The sequence below is a fragment of the Nonomuraea sp. NPDC004186 genome (assembly GCF_053603495.1).
Map to the genome: position 1 here is coordinate 1 of NZ_JBSGFQ010000001.1, position 20,770 is coordinate 20,770.

A 20,770-nucleotide genomic window follows, 5' to 3' on the forward strand; every position below is an offset into this window, starting at 1 on the left:
GCATCGTGCAGCTCGATCGGAGCGGAACGGTCTTCGACCGCATCACGGTCAGCTCCGGGGTCCTGAACGTCTCGACCCGGGAACCCGTCATCGACCCCGTGCGGGCGTGGTGGACGGCGATCTCCCCCACGGCGTGGCGGGTCCGGGCGACGAGCAGCCGGTCGCCGTCGAGCACGGTGAACGCGCCCAGCACCGCCTCCGGGTCCTCGGGGATCAGCTCCCGCCACGCGCCGGGCTCCGCCGGATCGGCCACGCAGAGCCTGCGCCGCGGCGCGTCCCGGTCGGTGACCAGGTAGAGGCGGCCGTCGCAGGCCACCGCGGCGGCCAGGGCGTCCGGTACGGGGCGGGGCTCGCCCCGGCCGCCCGGCTCGGCGAGCCAGAGCGAGCCGCCGGCCGAGATCGTCAGCCAGCGGCCGTCGGCGCTGATCTGCACGCCGTACCGGACCGGCCCCCGTGCGAAGACGGGGACGTCCGCCGCGTCACCGATCGTGTGCAGGTAGACGCCCTCGTGGAAGCGCACGTAGTAGAAGGCCGCGCCGCCCGGCAGCCAGGCGACCGCGGAGTAGCGGCAGCCGCCGATGGGCCCGTCCACGACGGCCCCGGTGTCGACGTCCCTGACGTACAGGTCCGCCTTCTCGTCGCCCCGGCGCGAGATCTGGTACGCCAGCAGGCGCCCTTCCAGGTCGGGCTGCCAGTCGTCCAGGGTCGTGAGGCCCGTGGGGTCGAGGTCCATGGGGTCGAGGACGACGCGGTCGCCGCAGTGGAGGACCGGGTATTCCTGGGAGGTGGTCTGGCGCAGGTGGAAGCTCCGGTCGCCGCGCCAGACCGGCGGGGTGACCAGGCCCGTCTCCCTGAGCTCGGTGAGCCGGGCGAGGAAGCGCTCGCGCTGGGGCAGCCGGGCGGCGCTGTCGTGCCACAGCCGGTCCTGCTCGGCCAGCCAGGCCTTGGTGGCGGGGTCGTCGGGGTCTTCGAGCCCGCGGTACGGGTCGTCGATCTCACCTGGCGTCGAGCTGCCGGGGAGGCGCTCGGCGCGCGGATACTTGTCCAGAAATTTCATGACACGGGCTCCGGGTGCCAGTGGCCGGCCAGGTCGGCGTAGAGCGGAGAGGTCCTGATCAGTTCGTCGTGGGTGCCGATGGTCACCCGGGTTCCGTCCATGAGGAGGATGCGGCGGGCGCGCAGCGCGGACGTGAGGCGGTGCGCGACGACGACGAGCGTGCCGCCGCGCCGCGCGAACGCGGTCTCCGCACGTGCTTCGGCGGCGGGGTCGAGGTGGCAGGTGGCCTCGTCGAGGATGACCAGGGGGGCGGGGGTGAGGTAGGCGCGCACGAGCGCGATGAGCTGGCGCTGCCCGGCCGACAGCGCCGCCGGGTCGAGGCGGGCCTCGTAGCCGCCCAGCTCGTCCACCAGCTCGCGGGCGCCGACGGCCGTGACGGCCTCGTCCAGCTTCCCGGCGAGATCGGGGGCGTCCGGCGTGCCGAGGGCGATGAGGTTCTCCATGAGGGTGCCGCGGAAGACGTACGCCTCCTGGGGGATCAGCACGCGGGCGGCGGGGTCGAGCCGGTCGGCGGGGACGCCGCCGACCAGCGCCTCGCCCGTATCGGGCTGGAGCATGCCGCTGACCAGGGCCGCGAGCGTGGACTTGCCGGCGCCGCTGGGCCCCACGACCGCGAGGTGGTCACCCTCGGGGATGGTGAGGTCCAGGCGGTCGACGACGGGGGCCGAGTGCGGGCCGTACGCGAAGGTGACGGCGGAGAGCCGCACGTCGCAGGCGCTGGGGCGGATCCGGGGCCGGGGCGGCCCGATGGGCGGGGCGGACGCGGCGATGCGGCCGAGCGTGGCGGCCAGCCGGATGCCGCTGACGCCGAGGCCCTGCACGAGGCCGCCGAGCGCGGGGGCCAGGGACTGCGTGACGTACGCGAGCGTGCCGGCGATCACGCCGGGGCCGAGGCCGCCGTCCAGCAGCCGTGGGGTGCCGGCCAGCACGAGAACGACCGGCAGCCAGCCGCCCACGGCCAGGGCCGCGGTGCGGGCGGCGGTCACCCGGGCGAGCGCGCGGGCGGCGGCGGCCTGCGCGCGGACCTGGCGATCCAGCCGCGCGGCCACGGGTTCGCGCAGGCCGCACGCCTCGATGTCGCGCAGGCCACCCGCCGTGGCCATCATCTCGTCGGCCAGCCGTTCGTCGGCCAGCAGGAACGCCCGCTGCCTGCGTGCGAGAGTGGGCAACGAGGCCAGGAACAGCCCGAGCCCGATCGCGAACGGCGGCAGCACGAGCGCGAGCGCCTGCGGGGCCAGCGTCGCCAGGCCCAGCACCACACCGGCCACCGTGAACACGAACCCCCTGACGGTCGTGACCACGGCCGCGAAGGCGTCCCTGGCCAGCTCGACCTGGAGCGTCGCCCTGGCCACCGCGGCGCTGTCGCGGCTCGCGCCCCGGTTCAGGGTCCCCTCGACGACGTGCGTCAGGAGGTCGTCCCTGAACGGCTCCGCCACCGCCGCGACCCCCAGCACGACCTGCCGCGCGGCCACCGCCCCGGCCAGCCACGCGACGCCGAGCGCGGCCAGCCACGCCAGCCCGGTCGCGGGTTCGGCCCTGGCGAACCCGTCCTCGATGGCGCGGGCGACGGCGTGCCCGATGAGGAACGCGGGCGCCGCCTCGAGCACGGACCAGAACCCGATCGCGGCCAGCCGCCGCGGCTCCCGCCCCAAGGCCCGCCAGAACGCACCCCGCGCCGCCTGCCGCCGTCGGACGAGCGCCTTCATGGGGTCGCTCCCTGGAAGACGGCCCGGTAGGCCGGGTCCCGCCACAGCACGTCGTGCGGCCCCCGGGCGCGCACCCTCCCGCCCTCCAGCCAGACGACCTGGTCGGCGCGGGCGGCCGTGGCGAGCCGGTGGGCCGCGATCAGCCGGGTACGGCCCCGCCGATCGGTGGTGAGCGCCCGGCCGACCTCGCGCTCCGTCACGGTGTCGAGGCTGGAGGTGGCGTCGTCGAGCACCAGCAGCCGCTCCCCCTGCGCGAACGCCCTGGCCAGGCCGATCCGCTGCCGCTCGCCACCGGACATCGGGGCCTCGCGCAGGGGTGTGCCGTAGCCGAGCGGCAGCCGCCGGACGAACGCGTCCGCGCACGCCGCCTTCGCCGCCTCGACGGCAGGGGGCCCGGCGGCCGCCGTGATGGCCTCCGCCACGGTCTCACCCACCAGGACCGGGCGTTCGAAGGCGTACCCGATGGCCCTGCGCAGCTCCTCCCGCGACAGCTCCCGCAGCGGGACCCCGTCGAGCAGGACCGTGCCCCGGTCCGGGTCGGTCAGGCGGCCCGCCAGGGCGGCCAGCAGGGACTTGCCCGCGCCGGACCGCCCGACGACGGCGGTCACCGAGCCCCCGGGCAGCGTGAGGTCGCCGACGGTCAGGCCGTCCACCGCCACGTCGCGGAACTCGACCGTGCCCCGACCGGGCGGGAGTGTCCGCGTGCCGTGCGCGACGGGGGCGAGTTCGAAGATCTCGGCCACCCGCCCGGCGGCCGCCCGGGCCCGGGCCAGCCCGCCGACGTAGCCCAGGGAGGTGCTCAGGGACGCCCCGAGCACGGCGTAGCGGGCGGCGGCGTACAGCTCTCCGACCGTGAGCCGGCCGGAGGCGAGCATGAACCCCCCGACGATCAGCACCGCCACCTCCAGCAGCGGCACCACGAGCCCCGACTGGACCGCGGCCCCGGCGTTGGCCCGCCACAGCGACATGCCGTGGGCCCGCAGCCGGGGCAGCGGCTCCAGGACGCGCCGCGCCTCCTGGGCGGCGGTCCCCGCCGCGGCGATCGTGCGCGCCCCCTCCATGGCGTCCACGAGCCGGGCGGCGATCTCCCCCTGCACCTCCTGGTACCCGCCCGAGATCACCGTCGTCGCGCGGAGGAAGGCGCGCAGCACGAGCAGGATGACGACGATGCCCACCCCGAGCGTCAGCGTCAGGACGGGCGCGATGAGCGTGAGCGCGACGAGCGCGCCCGCCGTGGGCACGAGCAGCGCGAGCGCGCCGGTCACCGTCTCCGGGGCCCGGCCCGCCTCCTCGGCGTTCAGTCCGGCCCGGGTGACCAGCTCGCCTTCCGGGAAACGCCGGGTGGCGGCCGGCCCGGCGCCGAGCACGTGGCGCAGGACGCCCAGCCGCAGCCTGGCCGCGGCGAACGCGCCGCAGGCGCCGCGGGCCCAGACGCCGAGGCTCTCGCAGAGCACGACGGCGGCGACAGCATAAGCAGAGAGCGCCAGCCAGGACGAGCCGTCCGGCCGGCGCAGGACGAAGGCGTCCACGGTGCGCCCGACGAGGTACGGGACCGCCAGCTCACCGGCCGCGCCCACGAGCGCCGTGACGGCCAGGACGGCGGGCCAGGGGCCGCTGCGCCGTACTGTCCCGATCACCAGCCGGTCACCCGCTAGCACCCGATGCCTCCTTGGTGTCGGCTTGAAGTCGGCGTCCCCGCGCCGTGTGACACGGCGCGGGGACCGATATAGCGGATCAGTGGCAAAGCGCGACACTGAGGTTGCTGGGCTTGCCAGAGTGACACGAGAGAACCGTCAGCGTGCTGCCACCACTGGCGACGTCGCTGGCCGCGGGCGCCTCGAGACCCTGCAGGTCGAGAAGAACCATCCGTTACACCTCCTTCCGTGACTCGTAGGGGGCGCGCCGCCCGGGAGCGGCCGCCAGGAACGGCAGGTGGCCAGGCTGGTCGCCCAGGGCCGTGCCGAGGGCGAAGAGCACGCCCGCCGTTCCGGTCGCGAAATCCATGGAGAGGCGCAGCAGCTGGTCGCCGGGGAACGCCAGTCCCCCGCCGTACGGCAGCGCGTGCCATCTCAAGCCCTTGATGTGCTCCCGCGGGTCGCCCGCGCGGGCCGCGAGCATGCCCGCCCGGCCGGTGAACAGCCCTGACTGGACGAAGAAGCCGGCGTGCCCGGCCAGCCGCAGCTCGGCCAGCGCCGTCGCGAGCTCCTCGTCGTGGCGGTGCTCGAGGTAGCGCTCCAGCACGAGGGCGATGCCGGCCGACCCCTCGTCCAGGTACGGCAGCACCCGCCAGCCCTGGTTCACCTGGAGCGAGCCGTCCGCGGCGTGCCGGCAGCGCCGCAGGTCCTGCCGGAGCGCGGTCGCCGCCAGGTCGAGCAGGGCCCGGTCGCCGGTGTGCTCGTACGCGTGCAGGAACAGCAGCGCGGGCCCCGACGAGCCGTACATGAGCCCGGCCCTCGGATGGGGGCCGCCGCTGAGCTCGGGGACGGGTTCGGCGAGCCGCTCGGCGCAGATGTCCACGGCGCGCAGGGCGAGGTCGGCGCGGCCGAAGTCGAGGAGGTTCAGCCCGATGCCGGACAGGCCGGAGAACAGCGCCGACTCCATCCGCTCCCATTTCTCGCGCAGGCAGACGTCGACCAGCTCGTGCGCGTGCTCGTGGTGTCCGAGCAGGCCCAGGACGTACGCGATGCCGTGCAGCCCGTCGTACAGGCCGAGCCCGGAGCCCTGGACGGGGCGCAGCGCCCGGTCGCGTAACCAGCGCTCGTACTCGGGGAACGGCCCGAGGCCGGCCCGGTGGAGCGCGAAGAGCACGCCGGCCGCGCCGTAGGCCAGGTTGAGCCCGCCGCCCGGCCGGAACTGGGCCACGTCGCCGGGGAAGAGCCGGTCGTCGCGCGCGGGCGTGGCGCCGGCCACGATGGCCCGGCACATCGCGTCCCGCAGCTCGGGCCAGGTGTCCGGCATGATCACGGGCTCGCCGTCTCCGCCGATGGCCGCGACGGCGGCGTCCACCGTCGCCTCCGGCACGGGGAACGTCTCCTTGACGATCTCTCCCAGCTGGGCCGCCTTCGCCCGGTGCAGCGGCAGCATGATCGTGCACTGCGGCGCGAACAGGCCGAGCCGCAGGCAGGCCAGCGCGTAGCGGTCCACGTCCACGCCCTGGCGGTCGGGGGGCGCGATGAAGGCGGGGTGGGCCAGCGCGGCGCGGGCCCCGTCCGCGACGAGGGTGGCGACCTCGTAGTCGATCAGCGCCACCCGGCCCTCGGCGGTCAGCAGGATGTTGTCCGGGTGCAGGTCGCCGAAGACGACCCCGCGCCCGTGCAGCGACTCGACGGCCCGCTCCACGCTCTCCAGCGTCTCGACCGCCCATGCCGTGTAGTCGGCCAGGTCCGGCTCGGTGCGGTCGGCGCGGGTCAGCGGGTAGCGCTGCACGAGCCGCCGCTGCAGCGGCGTCCCGTCCACGAACTCCTGCACGAGGAACTCGTGCTCGCCCAGGGCGAAGTAGCCGAGCAGCGCGGGCACGGCGGGCAGGCCGTCCAGGCGCCGGAGGATGTCGCGTTCGTGGCGGAGCCGGGTGAGGGCGTCGCGTCCGGCCGCGTCGAGCCCGGCGTGCGGCCTGGCCTCCTTGAGGACGACCCGCTCCTCCGTACGCGTGTCCCGCGCGAGGTAGACGCCGCCGCCGTTGGAGAAGTGCAGCACGCTCTCGACCCGGTACGGCAGCCCGGTCGTCGTCACGGCGTTGCGCGCGGCCAGATGCGGCTCCAGGAACCCGGGCAGCGTCGTCCACGGCGGCACCGAGAACGTCGCGCCGCGCACGTCGGGCACCAGCCGCCCGTCGCCGTCCTCGACGGCCAGCACGCGCTCGCCGGAGCCGGACAGGCAGTGCCGCTCGGCGAACCCGCCGTACCTGACGAACAGCGGGCCGGCGCCGTAGCGCAGGTCGCTGAGGATGTACGGGCCCTCGACGCCGCGCAGCAGCTCGTCGAGCTCCTTCAGGACGAGCTCCAGCTGGCCCTCGTCCCTCGGGTAGACGGTGATCAGCTTGCCGCTGGAGGCCCGGGAGGCGGCCTTGGAGTTGACCATGACGAGGACGGGGGTGCCGCGCAGGAACTTGAACGCGATCCGGCGCTGCAGGCAGTAGTCCCGCACGGCGGCGATGGCCTGCTCGGCGTCCTCCACGCGGGCGGACACGTGGATCTTCCAGCCTTGGGCGGGCAGGGGCGGCTCGTTGTCGGGGGCGTAATAGCACCACGTGTCGGTCAGGGCGGTGGACCAACCGTCGGGCAGGGGTTCACGCAGGATGGGAAAGTCGGCGTCTTCTGCCGTGCCGTGTTCGAGCGAGTCGTAGAAACGCGGATCCACCAGGCAGTACAGCTCGTACTTGTCCATCTGGCGCCGACCTCCAAGGCGTTGTCCCTTAGAGATTGCCGTTGGGGAGGCGATTCGGTCTAGTTACACGTAACAACAGCAAAATATGGTTATTGAAATTGCATTTGTGCGTTTTTCACAATTGGCTATTTCTTTCGTGGAACGTACGCGCTGAAGGTGAACTGCCCGGTCCGGGAGGAGGTGGCCTCGAGCCAGCCGCCGAGGCCGGAGACGCGTTCGGCCAGGTTGAGCAGGCCCTGTCCCGCGTCTTCCGGCCGGCGCGGCGGACGCACGCCGTCGTTCCTGATCGTCAGGCGGACGAGCTGGTCGCGTTCGAGGAGCTGGATCGAGCACTGCCGGGCCTCGGCATGTCTGAGGACGTTCGTCACACCTTCACGCAGCGCGTGTGTGAGCGCCTCCTCCACATCGCCCGGGAGGTCGGGGCAGGACATCTTGATCTGGCAGCGGACCCGTACCGACTCCAGGAGCGAGCGCGCCGAGCCGAGCTCCGCCGCCAGGGAGGAGCTGCGCAGGCCGTGGGCGACGGCCCGGACGTCGGCGGACAGGCTGCGCAGCAGCTCCAGCGTCTCGGACGACTCGTCCCGCGCCCGCCGGTCGCCCTCGGCCACGAGCCGCTCCAGGAGCTGCGCCTTCAGCACCAGGACGGTGAGCCGGTGGCCGACCAGGTCGTGCAGGTCACGGGTGAAGCGGCGGCGCTCCAGGGCGACGGCCTTGCGCATGACCTCGGTACGCGCCTTCGTCAGCCGCGTGACCCGCCTGCCCAGCGTCACCAGCGCGTACTCGACCAGGCCGAGCACCGGGCCGGCGAGCGCCCAGGCGGGATCGATCATCGCCCGCTCCGGCGCGGCCAGGATCACCGGGCCGCAGGCCAGGGCCAGCGCCACCAGCACGATCGAGCGGATCCGGGCCGCCATCACCAGCAGCGCGCCCGACAGCAGGGCGCACACCGGGGTCCACGCCGCGCCGAACACCGTCAGCGGCAGGTACGTCAGCCACGCCTGCACGGCCACGATCCACCACGAGCCCGCCCGCCGTACCGGGGTCTCCATGATGAATCTGACGTGCAGCGTCAGCAGGACGAACAGCGTCACCCCGCCCGCGATCCCCATCCCCGACCGCACCAGACCGAGCTGGACCGGCACCGTCACGCCGACCATCCCCGCCGCCAGCCCGAGGCCGCCCAGCCAGCCGGGGTTCTTCAGTTTGGAACGTGCCCACGACAGGAGCGCACGGTGCGTGGCTTCCACCTCACCCCCGGTATGCGGTTGGGCGCCGGATGCGGCCGTGTCGCGAGAGCCCGCCCGCCGTTGTCTCGCTTCTCCCTAATCGACCCGATCGGGCCCGCCCTGTAAAGGTCATTTCCGCTTTTGGCCACCCATGACTTCCCGTCGGACCGCCGGTTAACCAGACCAATCCGGCTCCTGCCCCTCGTCACCGTCCAGCCTGCCCGCAGACCACCACAATGCCGCCCCTATGGTGGGCCTATGGATTACACCCGACTTGGCAACACCGGCTTGAAAGTTTCGAGGATCTGCCTGGGCATGATGAGCTACGGCGACCCCGCCAGGCAGGAGTGGGCTCTGGCGCGCGACGAGGCCGAGCCGATCATCCGCAGGGCAGCCGACGCGGGCGTGACCTTTTTCGACACGGCGGACGTCTACAGCCAGGGCGCGAGCGAGACCGTGACCGGCGAGGCGCTGCGCGCGATCTTCCGCCGCCGCGAGGACTACGTGCTGGCCACCAAGGTCTACTTCCCCATGGGCAGGGGCGCCAACGACCAGGGCCTGTCGCGCAAGCACATCCACGCGGCCATTGACGCCTCGCTCGATCGGCTCGGCACCGACTACGTGGACCTGTACCAGATCCACCGGTGGGACGACGAGACGCCCATCGAGGAGACCATGGAGGCGCTGCACGACGTGGTCAAGGCGGGCAAGGCCCGCTACATCGGCGCGTCGAGCATGTGGGCCTGGCAGTTCTCCAAGGCGCAGCACGTGGCGGAGAAGAACGGCTGGACGAAGTTCGTCTCGATGCAGAACCACTACAACCTCCTCTACCGGGAGGAGGAGCGGGAGATGCTGCCGCTCTGCGCCGACCAGGGCGTGGGCGTGATCCCGTGGAGCCCGCTGGCGCGCGGCGTGCTGGCCAGGGCCGGCTCGTCCGCGACGACCGCGCGGACCGGGTCGGACGGGCGCATCGACTTCCTGTACGACCCGGAGAACGACAAGACGATCCTCGACCGGGTGGCGCACGTGGCCGGCGAGCGCGGCCTGCCGGCCGCCCAGGTGGCGCTGGCCTGGCTGCTCCACCAGCCGGCCGTGACCGCGCCCATCGTGGGGGCCACGAAGGACCGGCACGTGGACGACGCGGTGGCGGCCGCGTCGGTGTCGCTCTCGGAGGCGGAGCTGGCCCACCTCGGTGAGCCGTACCGCCCCCGTGAGGTGCGCTTCTGACGGTCCTGGATTGTCGGGGCCGACCTTTAGGGTTGTGCCATGCGGGCAAATGAGGAGGCGGCGTCGGCGCTGCAGGAGTACGCGGAGCTGTTCGCGCTCTGCGGCGGCGACGCCTTCCGGGTGCGGAGCTACCAGAAGGCGGCCAAGGCCATCGCGGGGTTCCCCGAGGACATCTCGGTGGTCGACGTGCGCAGCGTCCCCGGGGTGGGCGAGGCGATCGCCAAGAAGATGGAGGAGTTCCTGCAGCGCGGGAGCTTCCGGCAGCTCGACGACCTGCGCGGCCGGGTGCCCGACGGCGTGCGCGCGCTGACGCGGGTGCCGACGCTGGGGCCCAAGACGGCGATCATGCTGTTCGAGGACTACGGCATCGACTCCACGGTGGCCCTGCGCGAGGCGATCACCTCCGGCCGTCTCGACGGCGTCAAGGGCCTCGGCCCCAAGACGCTGGCAAACCTGCTCAAGGGCATCGAGCAGCTCGAGCAGTCCGGCCGCCGCGTCCACGTCGGGGTCGCCATGTCGCTGGCCGAGCAGGTGATGGCCTCGCTGGAGGCCGAGCGCATCGCGTACGCGGGCTCGCTGCGGCGGATGAAGGACACCATCGGCGACATCGACATCCTGGCGGTCGCGCCCGAGTCCATCATGACCGCCTTCCGCGCCCAGCCCTACGTCGCCGAGATCATCGCGGCGGGCGACAAGAAGACCTCGATCCGCACGACGTCCGGCATCCAGGTCGACCTGCGGGTGGTGCCCGCCGAGTCGTGGGGCGCGGCGATGCAGTACTTCACGGGCTCCAAGGAGCACAACGTCGCCATCCGGGAGATGGCGGTGAAGAAGGGCTGGAAGCTGTCGGAGTACGGGCTGTTCGAGGGCGAGCGGGTGATCGCCGCCGCCTCGGAGGAGGACATCTACGACGCGCTCGGCATGCAGTACGTGCCGCCGCCCATGCGCGAGGACGGCGGCGAGGTCAAGGCGGCCCTGCGCGGCGAGCTGCCGGAGCTGGTGGAGCTGGGCGACCTGAAGGGCGACCTGCACACCCACACCAACCTGACCGACGGCATCGCCTCGCTGGAGGACATGGTGGCGGCCGGGCACGCCCGCGGCTACGCCTACTACGCGGTCACCGACCACGCCCCCGACCTGGCGATGCAGCGGATGACGCTGGACAAGGCGCTGGAGCAGCGAGGGCAGGTGGCCGAGCTCCAACGGAAATATCCCGACATGCGGATCCTGCACGGCACGGAGCTCAACATCGCTCCCGACGGGTCGGTCGACTGGCCCGGGGAGGTGCTGGCCGGGTTCGACGTGTGCGTGGCGTCGGTGCACTCGCATTTCGGGATGTCGCGCGACGAGATGACCCGGCGTTTCATCGCCGCCTGCGAAAACCCGTACGTGGACATCATCGGGCACCCGACGACCCGCAAGATCGGCAAGCGTCCGCCCGTGGACGCCGACTGGGACGCGATCTTCCGGGTGGCCGCCCGCACCGGGACCGCCATGGAGATCGACTCCTTCCCCGACCGGTCCGATCTCCCGTCGGACCTGGTGCGGCTGGCCAAGCACCACGGGGTGAAGTTCTCGATCGACAGCGACTCGCACGCGATCCCGCACCTGGCCAACCAGCGGTTCGGGGTGGGGCTTGCGCAGCGGGCCTGGCTGACCACGGACGACGTCATCAACACCTGGCCCCTGGACCGGCTCCTGACATTCCTCGGCCGCTGACCGCCACGCCGCCCTCGGCCAAGCGGGGGCGGCGTTACGGCGCGGGCGACTTTCGGGCGGGGGCGGCCTCGCGGCGCGGACGGCTTTCCGGCGCGAGCGGCTTTCCGGCGCGGGCGGTGGAGGCACCGATGTGCTCGGGCCTCGGGAGGTTCTTCGTCGTCGGGGCTGACGTCTCCAGCTCGGCTGGCCGGGGCTCAAGCGCGGCCCGGATGCGGCGGGCCGGCTCGTACCGTACTGATGCCGGAGCGGATTCACGGGGCCGGTTCACCAGCACGCCGGGTGATCGCCAGAATCGCCATGTCGTCATCGCGCGGACCGCCGATCCAGCGCTCGACATCTCGTACCAGCACCTCGACCACCTCCTCCGGCCGCCGGAACGGGCCCCGGCCGGCGAGCCGGCTCACCGGGTCGTAGAACGTCCCGGAACGGCCTCGGGCCTCCGTCACCCCATCGGTGACGAGCAGGAGCGTGCTCCCGGTGGGGAAGGGCCAGTGGTCGGGTCGTGCCCGCGGTACGCCCAGGCGGCTCATGCCCAGGGGAAGACTCGGCTCCGCGGGATCCAGGCAGGACACCGTGTCACCCTGAAGGAGGAACGGCGAGGGGTGGCCGCAGTTCAGCAGCCGTACCCGGTCCGCGTCCGAGGTGATCTCGCCGAGCACCGCGGTGACGAACCCCTCCATCCGGACGTTCTCCTCGCGCGAGGAGGCTTCCCTGATCAGTGCGCGCTCCATGCGCTCGGCCAGCATCCCGAGGTCGGCTTCCTGGTCTGCCGCCTCTCGGAACGTGCCGAGCAGGACGGCCACCGTGCCGACCGCGTCCAGGCCCTTGCCTCGCACATCCGCGATCAGCAATCTGGTGCCGTACGGCGTGTCTTGGACGGCGTAGGCGTCTCCGCCGATCAAGGCCTCGATCTGCGCGGCCTTGTAGACCGCGGCGATGGCCAGCGGACCAACCCGCGCCGGTGGTGCGGGCAGCACGGCGCGCTGGACGGCCTCGGCGACGGAACGCACCACTTGCAGCCGGCGGCTGTGGCCGGCGACCACGCGGTTCACCCCGAGGCCTATGAGCGCGGTGAACACCGCGCTGATCAAGGAGAGTGTGCCGACGGCATGACCGAAGTAGCGATCCTTGATCAACAACACCAGCTGGACCAGGACAACGGCCGCCGCGACCGCGATCGTGTGCCGTCGCGACAGCAGCGCCCCTGCCACCACGACCGCGGCGCCCAGCAGGTAGTCGCCCCAGTAGTAGCGCGGGGACAGCAGGTTGAAGACGGAGCCGATGACGATCATGGCGGCCGGTATGAAGGAGACGTACCGGGGCAACCTCGTGGAGAGTGGGTTCATCCGCGCCCCGATCCCGCAGCCGATCGACCTGTGGGGGAAGGTCGCATGACGTCCTCTGGTGGTCCCTGCACGCCATTCCCTCAGGTGCCGGATCTGATCCTTTTCTAGTGAATGTCGAATCGCCTGTCGAGGCGACACTCCCAGGGCGCCCTGAGAGCCGGCCCCTCAGGCGTCGCCTATTCGAACAGGGACGTGTCTCCCGTGCCCCGGCGGAGAATCTCGGGTTCATCCTGCGAGAAGTCGACGACGGTCGTCGGAGTGGCGCCGCATTCGCCGGAGTCGATGACCGCGTCCACCACGTGGTCGAGCCGCTCCTTGATCTCCCAGCCCTGCGTCGAAGGTTCGGTCTCGTCGGGCAGCAGCAGGGTGCTGGACACCAGCGGCTCGCCGAGTTCGGCCAGCAGCGCCTGGGTGACGACGTGATCTGGGATGCGTACGCCGACCGTCTTCTTCCGGGGATGCAGCAGTCTCCGCGGCACCTCCTTGGTCGCGGGAAGGATGAACGTGTAACCGCCGGGAGTCGCCGCCTTGACCTGGCGGAACAGGGCATTGCTCAGGTGAACGAACTGGCCGAATTGGGCGAAGTCACGGCATACCAGGGTGAAGTGGTGGTCGCTGCCAAGGCCGCGGATCTCCCTGATCCGGTCGAGGCCCTCCTTGTTGCCCGGTCGGCATCCGAGGGCATAGCACGAGTCGGTGGGGTAGGCGATGAGCCCGTCCGCCCGCAGGATCTCGACGATCTGGCTGATCAGGCGAGGCTGGGGGTTGTCCGGATGAAGATCGAAGTATCTGGCCACGCCTCGGATCCTAGGGTCCGGCAAACCGTGGCATGACAGGCGACCCCAGGGCGGTACAGTCTCGCCGCCCGGCAGCCTCTCCTGATTCAGGTGGCTGACGTCGGCGAGGAGGGCCGGTCCCCCGGTTCCATGGGCCGTGCCGGGGGTCGGGGTGAAGGGTTCGAGGCTCATCTCATGCCGGGGAGCGGTAGGCCGATCAGCGGCCGGCTTGGCCAGACGCCCGGCTGGGGCCCGGTGAGCGTCACCTGGTCCGCGATGTCCTCGTCGCCGAGTTCCGCGAGCGCGCCACCGCCGCGCTCGCACATCTGGACGAGCCCGCCTGGGCGTCCTGCGGATCAGTACGGGTGGTGGTTCGGCTTGTTCGCCCAGGCGGCGTAGGCCTGGGCGCCGAGCTCGGGATAGATCTGCTCGATCCGGATCTTGCGCTGGTCGAGGGGCCGCTGGAAGTCCTCGTACTGGAAGGCGTCGTCGAAACCGATCTTCCTCGTCGCCTCGAGGTCGGAGCTGAAGTGGACCGCGTCGATCCGCGACCAGTAGATGGCGCTCATGCACATCGGGCACGGAGCCCCGCTCGAGTAGAGGGAGTATCCCATGAGTATCCGGGCCCGCTCGGGCAGGAGGTCGGGCGATCCTTCCGGGCGCGGCACGAGTTCGAGCGTCGAGGTGTTCAGGCGGTCCTCCGCAACGGAGGGCGCCTCCGGGTTCAGGATCTGGATGGCCTTGCGGATGGCCTCGATCTCGCCGTGCGCGGTCGGGTCGCCGGTGAGCAGGACGCGGTTCTGCCCGCGGGCGAGAATCTCCCCGTCCTTGGTGATGACCGCGCCGAACGGGCCGCCCCAGCCGTTCACAACGGACTCCGTGGCGAGTCGCACGGCTTCGGCCATGAATTCCTTCGGTCCCATCTCATAACCTCCGGCAGGTAAATTACGGCTGAAATTTCGTCATGATCGACTGCCGTGCCCGAGCCATTGCCGCCATGCTTCTCCGGGCGGCCGTGGACTATACTTTCCCAGGTGAAGCCTGGTTCGAACCGTGAGGCCTCTGATCGCGGCGTGACCGTGGTCATTTCGTCAAAGGTTCGAGAAGGCCGCGAGGATGATTATCGCCGCTGGCAGCAGAAAACAAATGAGAGCATGCGCTCATTTGCCGACTTCGAGGGGGCGGAGGCTTATCCGCCGATTCCCGGCGAGCAACCCTCCTGGGTGTCTGTTTTTCGTTTCTCGAGTATCGCCCGGCTGACCGGGTGGCTGAATTCGGAGTCGCGCAGGGCGCTGCTCGACGAGGTCCGGCCGCTGCTGGAGGAGCCGCCGGCGATGGAGGTCCTCGCGGGAAGGACGCCCGACAGCGAAGCGGTCACGGCGGTGATCTCCCACGACGTGCGGCCGGGCCGCGAGGACGACTACACGCGCTGGCAGGACAGGGTCCACAGGGCAGAGGAGAGGTTTCCCGGCTTCCTCGGATTCGAGGCGTTCGCGCCTGTGCCCGGCGTACAGCCGCACTGGGTGGTCATGACCCGGTTCGACACCCGCGAACACCTTGAGAGCTGGCTCGCGTCCGACACCCGCAGAAAGCTCCTGGACGAAGGTCGCGACTGCGTCATCGACTTCGACGTGCGCACCGTCAAGTCGGCGTTCGGCGGCTGGTTCCGGTTCGGCGGCGGAGCTGCCGGGGAGGGCGCTCCGCCCAACTGGAAGCAGGCCATGTGCGTGCTGCTGGCCCTCTATCCGACCGTGATGGCGCTGAACCTGACGGTGAGCCGGGTGCTGACCGGCGCGCGCCTGCCCCCCTACCTCGTCCTGTTCATCGGCAACGTGCTGAGCGTCGCCATCCTCACCTGGGTCCTGATGCCGCTCGTCAACAGGGCCTTCGCGGCATGGCTGCGCCCCGGTGTGCCCCGCTCGTTCCTCGCCGGCGCCGCCGGAGCGCTCGTGATCGTGCTGTGCTACGCGCTGTCCGTCGCCGTCTTCGCCGTGATCACCCGTTAGCGGCGACACACCACCCTGTACCGGCCGTGACCCCTCACCCTCCCCCGGCGGAAACGGTCAGGAAACACCCCCCGCCCTACAAAGGATCCCGCACATCACGAAGGGATCATCACCATGAATCACGCCATTACGGCACGCCTCGCCGGTCTGGCCTGCGCGATGCTGACGCTCGCCGCCGCCGCCACGCCCGCGACCGCCGCCACCCCCGAGGTAGCCAATGTGCAGCAGGCCCTGGACGCACTCGCCCGGACCAGCGGGGTGGTGGCGACGATCGGGGAGGTGTACGTGGACGGGAAGCGCGTCGGCCAGGGCTCGGCGGGTTCGCGGCTGCTCAACGGCAAGGGCGGGCGCATCCCCGCCGGCTCCCGCTACCGGATCGGGTCGCAGACCAAACTGCTGACGGGGACGGTGGCGCTCCAGCTGGTCAAGGAGGGCAGGCTGGGGCTGGAGGACAAGCTGAGCGATCTCCTGCCAGAGGTGGCGAGCCAGGACATCGTGGAGCGGGCCGACGAGATCACGGTACGGCAGCTCATCCGGCACACGTCCGGCATCCCGAACTGGTTCGCTCCCGATCTGGTCGACATATACGACTTCACCACCTATTACCCGCCAATCGACCTGGTGAAGAAGTCACGCAGCCAGCCGCGCACCGGGGAGCCTGGCGAGAAGTTCTCCTACTCCAACTCCAACTACACGCTGCTCGGCATGATCATCGAGAAGGTGACCGGCCGCTCGCTGGCCTCCGAGTTCGCCCGCCGGCTCTTCGTCCCGCTCGGGATGAGCCGTACGTACCTGGCGGTCAAGCCGCCGCAGGGCATCGAGGGCCCGCACGGGCACGGCTACAGCACCGACGACCAAGGCCAGGTGCACGACATGGACCGGCTCAACGCGAGCTACGGGAACGGCTCCGGAGGCGTGATCTCCACCTCGCGCGACATCAGCGCCTTCTACCGCGCCTTCGGCCAGGGCAAACTCCTCCCGCCGACGCTGCAGAAGCTGCTCACCGATCCGCCGGAGAACGCCCCTTCCCAGCCGCCCCTGTGCGGAGGCGAGCTGGAGTTGCGGGTCATCGCGGGCGGCACCGCCAGCTTCACCTCCGTCACCTTCAGCTCCCCTGACGGCCGCATCCAGTTCGCGACGTCCACCACGACGAACACCCAGGACCCGGCCGCCATCGGCCGAGCCATCAACCAGACGGCGAAGGCCGTCCTCTGCCCCGGCAAGTAGGACCGACCGCCTGCCTGCCACCCAGGTGAGCACACGCGCCCCCGCGAAGCGGGAGCCCACCGAGTCGGCGCCCACCCAGGCGACACCGCACCCCATCCACCCGAGCCGAATCCGGCCGGGCCCCATCCACCCGAGCCAAATCCGGCCGGGCCCGATCCAGCCGAGCCAAATCCGGCCGGGCCCGATCCAGCCGACGAGGAGGCGCGACTCGCCGCCTGTAGAGCGCAGCCAGCCAACACCCGTGCGACACCGGCCCGCCGCCCGTGCCTCTCGCACGTCGCCACCTCCGGCCCCAGCGAGCTGACCGGGCGCCGGACGGCCGGACGCGGAGCGATGAACGCGAGCCTGCGGACGCGGGACGGCCGGACGCGAGCTGACCGGACGCGAGCTGACCGAACGCGAGCTGAGCGGACGCGGGACGGCGCATGCGGGGCGGCCGGACGCGAGCCGGGCGGGTGCGGGGCGGCCGGATCCGAGCGGGCGGGCGCGGGCGGACGCGGGCGAAATGGACGCGTGCGAACGGGCGGGTGTGTGGGCTGGTGGGAGCGGCGCCGGGGCTCGTTGTGGGAGCGGCGGCTGAGGGTAAGGGGCGGGGTGGAGGAGTGGAACGTTCCCGTACCGGTCGGACAGAATTCGGCAACGAGGGGCGCCACAGGACAGCGTGAAGGGATTAAATGGTTTACAGGTAGGAAATAGCTCTTACGGAGGCGGTGTCCATGAAGCAAGCACTGGCGACGATCGTGAAGCCGCTGCCCGACCACCTGTTCAGGGTGCACGGTGCGAGCGCGGAGATGCGGTGGGAGGCCATGTCGGGGCATGGCTACCACACTCCGAACGACCGCTTCTTCGTACGGAACCACACCGCCACGCCGATCATCGACGTCACCACCTGGCGCCTCCTGGTGCACGGGGCGGGCGTTCGATGTCCGCGTGAGTTCGGCTACGACGAGCTGCGGGCCATGCCGTCCCGCACGCTCGACGTGGCCATCGAGTGCGCCGGGAACGGGCGGCGCTTCTACGGCACGCAGCAGCACGAGGCCGCGCCCGGCACGCAGTGGGGGCTCGGGGCGATCGGTGTCGCGCGGTGGCGCGGGGTGCCGCTGAAGTACCTGCTCAAGCAGGCCGGGGTGCTGCCGAGCGCAGTGGACGTGCTGCCCACGGGGCTGGACGCGCCGTTCGAGGGGTACGGGCACGTACGCCGGCCGCTGCCGATCGACAAGGCCATGGACGACGTCCTCGTCGCCTATGAAATGAACGGCGAGCGCCTGCCGCCGGACCACGGATTTCCGGTGCGGCTGGTGGTGCCGGGATGGGTGGGAATAGCATCGATCAAATGGCTGGGTGAAATAGAAGTTTCAACGAAAGAGCTCTTCACGCCATGGAACACGGTCTTTTACCCGGACGTCACGACGCAGCCGGTGAAGAGCGCGTTCGAACTCGCCTGGAATGCGCGCCTGCCCCGCTCCGGCCCGCACATCGTGCGCGGACGGTCATGGTCGGGACAGGGCAGGATCGTCCGGGTGGAGGTCAGCTTCGACGCCGGGCTGAGCTGGCGGCCGGCCGAGCACCACGGGCAGCACCTGGTCAGCGCCTGGCTGCCATGGCACATTTCATGGGCCCCCCGGCGCACGGGGGCGTACGTGCTCATGGCGCGCGCCACCGACGAGAGCGGGGCCACCCAACCCCTGGTCACGCCGCGTCATCCGTTCGGGTACCACTTCGACGCGGTCGTACGGCACCCCGTCGACGTGGTCAATGGATAGGTAATTGTCACCGACCGAGGCTGAGCTGGACATTCACTAAAAGCCGGCACGGCGCACCTGAATTCATCTGAAAGACTCGCGCGGAAACCTTCCAGAAATCCCATCGTGCGACGCTGCACAGATCACGGGAAAAAGGAGAGCAGATGCGCCAGCTGACCGCACTCGACGCCCAGTTCCTCAATGTCGAGACCGCGACCACCGCCGCTCACGTGGCCGGGCTGGCGATCCTCGACCCGGCCGACGGCGCGGTCAACAGGGCCGCGCTGGCCGAGCTCCTCCTCGAACGCCTGCACCTGTCGCCCGCGCTCAGCCTCCGGCTCGCCGCGGTGCCGCTCGGGCTGGACCATCCGTACTGGGCGGAGGACCCCGCGTTCGACCTCGGCAACCACCTGTTCGAGCTGACGCTGCCCGCTCCGGGGGACGACTGGCAGCTCGCGGACGCGGTGGCGGAGATCCACGCGCGGCGGCTGGACCGGGCGCACCCGCTCTGGGAGATGCACCTGATCAACGGGCTGGTGGACGGCCGGGTGGCCGTCTACACCAAGGTCCACCACGCCGCCATCGACGGCGTCTCGGGCGCGGAGACGCTCGCCACCCTGCTCGATCTCACCCCGGACGGCCACCTCAAGAGGCGCGACATCCCGACCGCGAGCGCCGACCGCCTCCGCCGCTCCGGCCCCCGTCCGACGCCCGCCGCCGTCCATGTCCAGGTCGCGAACGACACCCGCCCGGCACCCGCCCCCGTCCACGCCACGAACGGCACCCGCGCCCCCGAGGGCGTCCCAGGGCTGGCCGCGATGCTGGCCGGGGCGGCCATGCGGACGGCGACCCACCCCGTGCGGGCCGTCCAGTCGGTCGTCAGGGCGGCCGAGGACCTCGACGCCATCCCGCTGGCGGCGGGCATCCCGGGCGCGAAGCTGATCGCCAAGGCCGCGCGGCTGGTCGCCGGCGACCGGCACGACCGCCCCGAGCTGCCCAGCCTCACCGTCCCCCGCACCCCGTTCAACGGCCCGATCAGCGCCCGCCGCCACCTCTCGTTCGGCTCGCTGTCGCTCAAGGACGTCAAGAACGTCGCCAAGGCCCACGACATGAGCGTCAACGACATCGTCATGAGCCTGTGCACCTCGGCCCTGCGGTCATGGCTGCGCGAGCGCGACGCGCTGCCGGAGGCCCCGCTGATCGTCGCCGTGCCCGTGGCGATCCGTACGGCCGGGGCCAAGGACCTGGTCGGCAACCAGATCTCGGCCATGGTCGCCCCCATGCCCACGAACGTCCCCGACCCCAAGGAGCGGCTGCAGGCCGTCGGCTCCGTCATGGGCCGGGCCAAGCGGCGTTTCGCGCTGGCCCCGGCGACCTGGCTGAGCGAGCTGTGCTCGGTGCTTCCCGCCCCTCTCACCAGCCTGGCCACCCCGGCGATCTTCCGGCTGGCGGGCATGGCGTTCCCGCCCATCAACCTCATCATCAGCAACGTTCCGGGCCCGCAGTTCCCGCTGTATCTGTGCGGCGGGCGGGTGCTGTCGTACTACCCGCTGTCCGTGCTGACCGACGTGAGCGGCGGCCTCAACATCACCTGCTTCTCCTACGACGGCATGCTCGACTTCGGCATCGTGGCCTGCCCCGAGCGGATGGACGACGTGTGGGGCCTGCTCGGCCACCTGCGCACGGCGCTGGACGAGTTGCTAGACGAGCGAGTGGGCGATGAGTTCCGCGACGGCGTCGGGATCGATCTGGTGGCCCGTTAGCTGGCAGAGGTTTTCCTGGTAGAGCAGGACGGCGGCGAACGTGGCCGCCGCCACCTCCAGCCGGGCCAGGTCCCCGCGCGCCCCGGGCAGCGCCAGCTCCAGCGCGAACCTGGAGCGCCTGATCAGCTCGCCGTTCAGCCGCCCGAGCCGTTCCTTGACCGAGCCGTGCGTGTCGGCCTCCCTGAACAGGATGCGCCGCATCGCCGGCGAGGCCCGCAGCGGCAGGCCGCGGGCGAGCTTGGACAGGGTCCGCGCCGGATCGCCCGGCACGGCGTCGACCTCTCGCCCCTCCTCGACCAGCGTGCGCTCGTCGACCAGGGCCACCAGCACGTCGATCTTGCGCGGGAAGTAGTGGAAGATCAGCCCTTTGGGCACTTTCGCGAGCCGCGCGATGACCGCGGTCGGGGTGGCCTCATAGCCGCCGCCCGCGAACAGCTCCTCGGCCGCGTCCAGGATGCGCGTGCGCGCGTCACCGATCACCACAGCTCGCACCATAGCGTCACCCGCGACCGCCCCGCCATCCCGCGGAAGCGAGACACCCGTGTCCACCCGGCGCCGATCGAGGGGGTGCCATCGGGCCTGCTCAAGGGAG

15 protein-coding genes and 1 pseudogene are annotated in these 20,770 nt (G+C 71.5%); 6 read left to right on the forward strand and 10 right to left on the reverse strand.

What is annotated here, in order from left to right; all coding sequences use genetic code 11:
* From ACWEPL_RS00005 to ACWEPL_RS00030, 6 genes and pseudogenes are all read right to left on the reverse strand, one after another.
* Nucleotides 1-1,057 (reverse strand): annotated as a pseudogene (locus ACWEPL_RS00005) (prolyl oligopeptidase family serine peptidase); the annotation flags it as partial.
* The gene (locus ACWEPL_RS00010) at nt 1,054-2,763 is read right to left on the reverse strand and encodes an ATP-binding cassette domain-containing protein (protein ID WP_452434381.1); all 1,710 of its coding nucleotides are present in this window, start codon (nt 2,761-2,763) and stop codon (nt 1,054-1,056) included. The pseudogene ACWEPL_RS00005 and the gene ACWEPL_RS00010, both read right to left, overlap by 4 nt.
* The gene (locus tag ACWEPL_RS00015; protein ID WP_452434382.1) at nt 2,760-4,421 is read right to left on the reverse strand and encodes an ABC transporter ATP-binding protein; all 1,662 of its coding nucleotides are present in this window, start codon (nt 4,419-4,421) and stop codon (nt 2,760-2,762) included. Before ACWEPL_RS00015 ends, ACWEPL_RS00010 begins: the two co-directional genes overlap by 4 nt.
* Before the next feature lie 76 nt (nt 4,422-4,497).
* Nucleotides 4,498-4,629: a SapB/AmfS family lanthipeptide gene (locus ACWEPL_RS00020; RefSeq protein WP_103955008.1), complete on the reverse strand. Its 132-nt coding sequence runs from the start codon at nt 4,627-4,629 to the stop codon at nt 4,498-4,500.
* Nucleotides 4,630-4,632: 3 nt separating this feature from the next.
* On the reverse strand, nt 4,633-7,146 hold the full coding sequence (gene lanKC, locus ACWEPL_RS00025) for a class III lanthionine synthetase LanKC (RefSeq protein WP_452434384.1): 2,514 nt from the start codon (nt 7,144-7,146) through the stop codon (nt 4,633-4,635).
* Between the two features lie 125 nt (nt 7,147-7,271).
* Nucleotides 7,272-8,393 (reverse strand): sensor histidine kinase, encoded by a 1,122-nt coding sequence (locus ACWEPL_RS00030; protein WP_363965279.1) that lies wholly within the window; start codon nt 8,391-8,393, stop codon nt 7,272-7,274.
* Nucleotides 8,394-8,630: 237 nt separating this feature from the next.
* Here ACWEPL_RS00030 and ACWEPL_RS00035 point away from each other — a divergent pair, with 237 nt between their 5' ends.
* Nucleotides 8,631-9,599, forward strand: a complete 969-nt coding sequence (locus tag ACWEPL_RS00035; RefSeq protein ID WP_363965281.1) for an aldo/keto reductase — start codon at nt 8,631-8,633, stop codon at nt 9,597-9,599.
* Between the two features lie 39 nt (nt 9,600-9,638).
* The gene (gene polX / locus ACWEPL_RS00040) at nt 9,639-11,318 is read left to right on the forward strand and encodes a DNA polymerase/3'-5' exonuclease PolX (RefSeq protein WP_363965283.1); all 1,680 of its coding nucleotides are present in this window, start codon (nt 9,639-9,641) and stop codon (nt 11,316-11,318) included.
* A gap of 251 nt (nt 11,319-11,569) precedes the next feature.
* Here the strand turns inward: polX and ACWEPL_RS00045 are convergent, their stop codons facing one another.
* From ACWEPL_RS00045 to ACWEPL_RS00055, 3 genes are all read right to left on the reverse strand, one after another.
* On the reverse strand, nt 11,570-12,610 hold the full coding sequence (locus ACWEPL_RS00045) for a PP2C family protein-serine/threonine phosphatase (protein WP_452434386.1): 1,041 nt from the start codon (nt 12,608-12,610) through the stop codon (nt 11,570-11,572).
* Between the two features lie 230 nt (nt 12,611-12,840).
* Nucleotides 12,841-13,461: an L-threonylcarbamoyladenylate synthase gene (locus ACWEPL_RS00050; RefSeq protein ID WP_363965286.1), complete on the reverse strand. Its 621-nt coding sequence runs from the start codon at nt 13,459-13,461 to the stop codon at nt 12,841-12,843.
* 335 nt (nt 13,462-13,796) lie between these two features.
* Nucleotides 13,797-14,363, reverse strand: a complete 567-nt coding sequence (locus tag ACWEPL_RS00055) for a nucleoside deaminase (protein WP_452434387.1) — start codon at nt 14,361-14,363, stop codon at nt 13,797-13,799.
* 150 nt (nt 14,364-14,513) lie between these two features.
* Between ACWEPL_RS00055 and ACWEPL_RS00060 the strand changes: the two genes are divergently transcribed.
* From ACWEPL_RS00060 to ACWEPL_RS00075, 4 genes are all read left to right on the forward strand, one after another.
* The gene (locus ACWEPL_RS00060) at nt 14,514-15,446 is read left to right on the forward strand and encodes an antibiotic biosynthesis monooxygenase (protein ID WP_452434388.1); all 933 of its coding nucleotides are present in this window, start codon (nt 14,514-14,516) and stop codon (nt 15,444-15,446) included.
* Nucleotides 15,447-15,560: 114 nt separating this feature from the next.
* Nucleotides 15,561-16,673 carry a serine hydrolase domain-containing protein gene (locus ACWEPL_RS00065; RefSeq protein WP_452434389.1) on the forward strand — a complete coding sequence of 371 codons (1,113 nt, stop codon included), beginning with the start codon at nt 15,561-15,563 and terminating at the stop codon, nt 16,671-16,673.
* Between the two features lie 716 nt (nt 16,674-17,389).
* Nucleotides 17,390-18,436, forward strand: a complete 1,047-nt coding sequence (locus ACWEPL_RS00070) for a sulfite oxidase (protein ID WP_452434390.1) — start codon at nt 17,390-17,392, stop codon at nt 18,434-18,436.
* 143 nt (nt 18,437-18,579) lie between these two features.
* Nucleotides 18,580-20,178, forward strand: a complete 1,599-nt coding sequence (locus ACWEPL_RS00075) for a wax ester/triacylglycerol synthase domain-containing protein (RefSeq protein ID WP_452434392.1) — start codon at nt 18,580-18,582, stop codon at nt 20,176-20,178.
* On the opposite strand, the gene ACWEPL_RS00080 is transcribed toward ACWEPL_RS00075, so the two are convergent.
* Nucleotides 20,116-20,661, reverse strand: a complete 546-nt coding sequence (locus ACWEPL_RS00080; RefSeq protein WP_350722143.1) for a TetR/AcrR family transcriptional regulator — start codon at nt 20,659-20,661, stop codon at nt 20,116-20,118. The two genes, ACWEPL_RS00075 and ACWEPL_RS00080, sit on opposite strands and share 63 nt — an antisense overlap.
* Between the last annotated feature and the right edge of the window lie 109 nt (nt 20,662-20,770).

Coding starts and splice junctions, on each gene's coding strand:
- ACWEPL_RS00010 (WP_452434381.1), bottom strand. CDS start 2,763: ATGAAGGCGCTCGTCCGACGGCGGCAGGCGGCGCGGGGTGCGTTCTGG.
- ACWEPL_RS00035 (WP_363965281.1), top strand. CDS start 8,631: ATGGATTACACCCGACTTGGCAACACCGGCTTGAAAGTTTCGAGGATC.
- polX (WP_363965283.1), top strand. CDS start 9,639: ATGCGGGCAAATGAGGAGGCGGCGTCGGCGCTGCAGGAGTACGCGGAG.
- ACWEPL_RS00020 (WP_103955008.1), bottom strand. CDS start 4,629: ATGGTTCTTCTCGACCTGCAGGGTCTCGAGGCGCCCGCGGCCAGCGAC.
- ACWEPL_RS00065 (WP_452434389.1), top strand. CDS start 15,561: ATGAATCACGCCATTACGGCACGCCTCGCCGGTCTGGCCTGCGCGATG.
- ACWEPL_RS00045 (WP_452434386.1), bottom strand. CDS start 12,610: ATGATCGTCATCGGCTCCGTCTTCAACCTGCTGTCCCCGCGCTACTAC.
- ACWEPL_RS00055 (WP_452434387.1), bottom strand. CDS start 14,363: ATGGGACCGAAGGAATTCATGGCCGAAGCCGTGCGACTCGCCACGGAG.
- lanKC (WP_452434384.1), bottom strand. CDS start 7,146: ATGGACAAGTACGAGCTGTACTGCCTGGTGGATCCGCGTTTCTACGAC.
- ACWEPL_RS00070 (WP_452434390.1), top strand. CDS start 17,390: ATGAAGCAAGCACTGGCGACGATCGTGAAGCCGCTGCCCGACCACCTG.
- ACWEPL_RS00075 (WP_452434392.1), top strand. CDS start 18,580: ATGCGCCAGCTGACCGCACTCGACGCCCAGTTCCTCAATGTCGAGACC.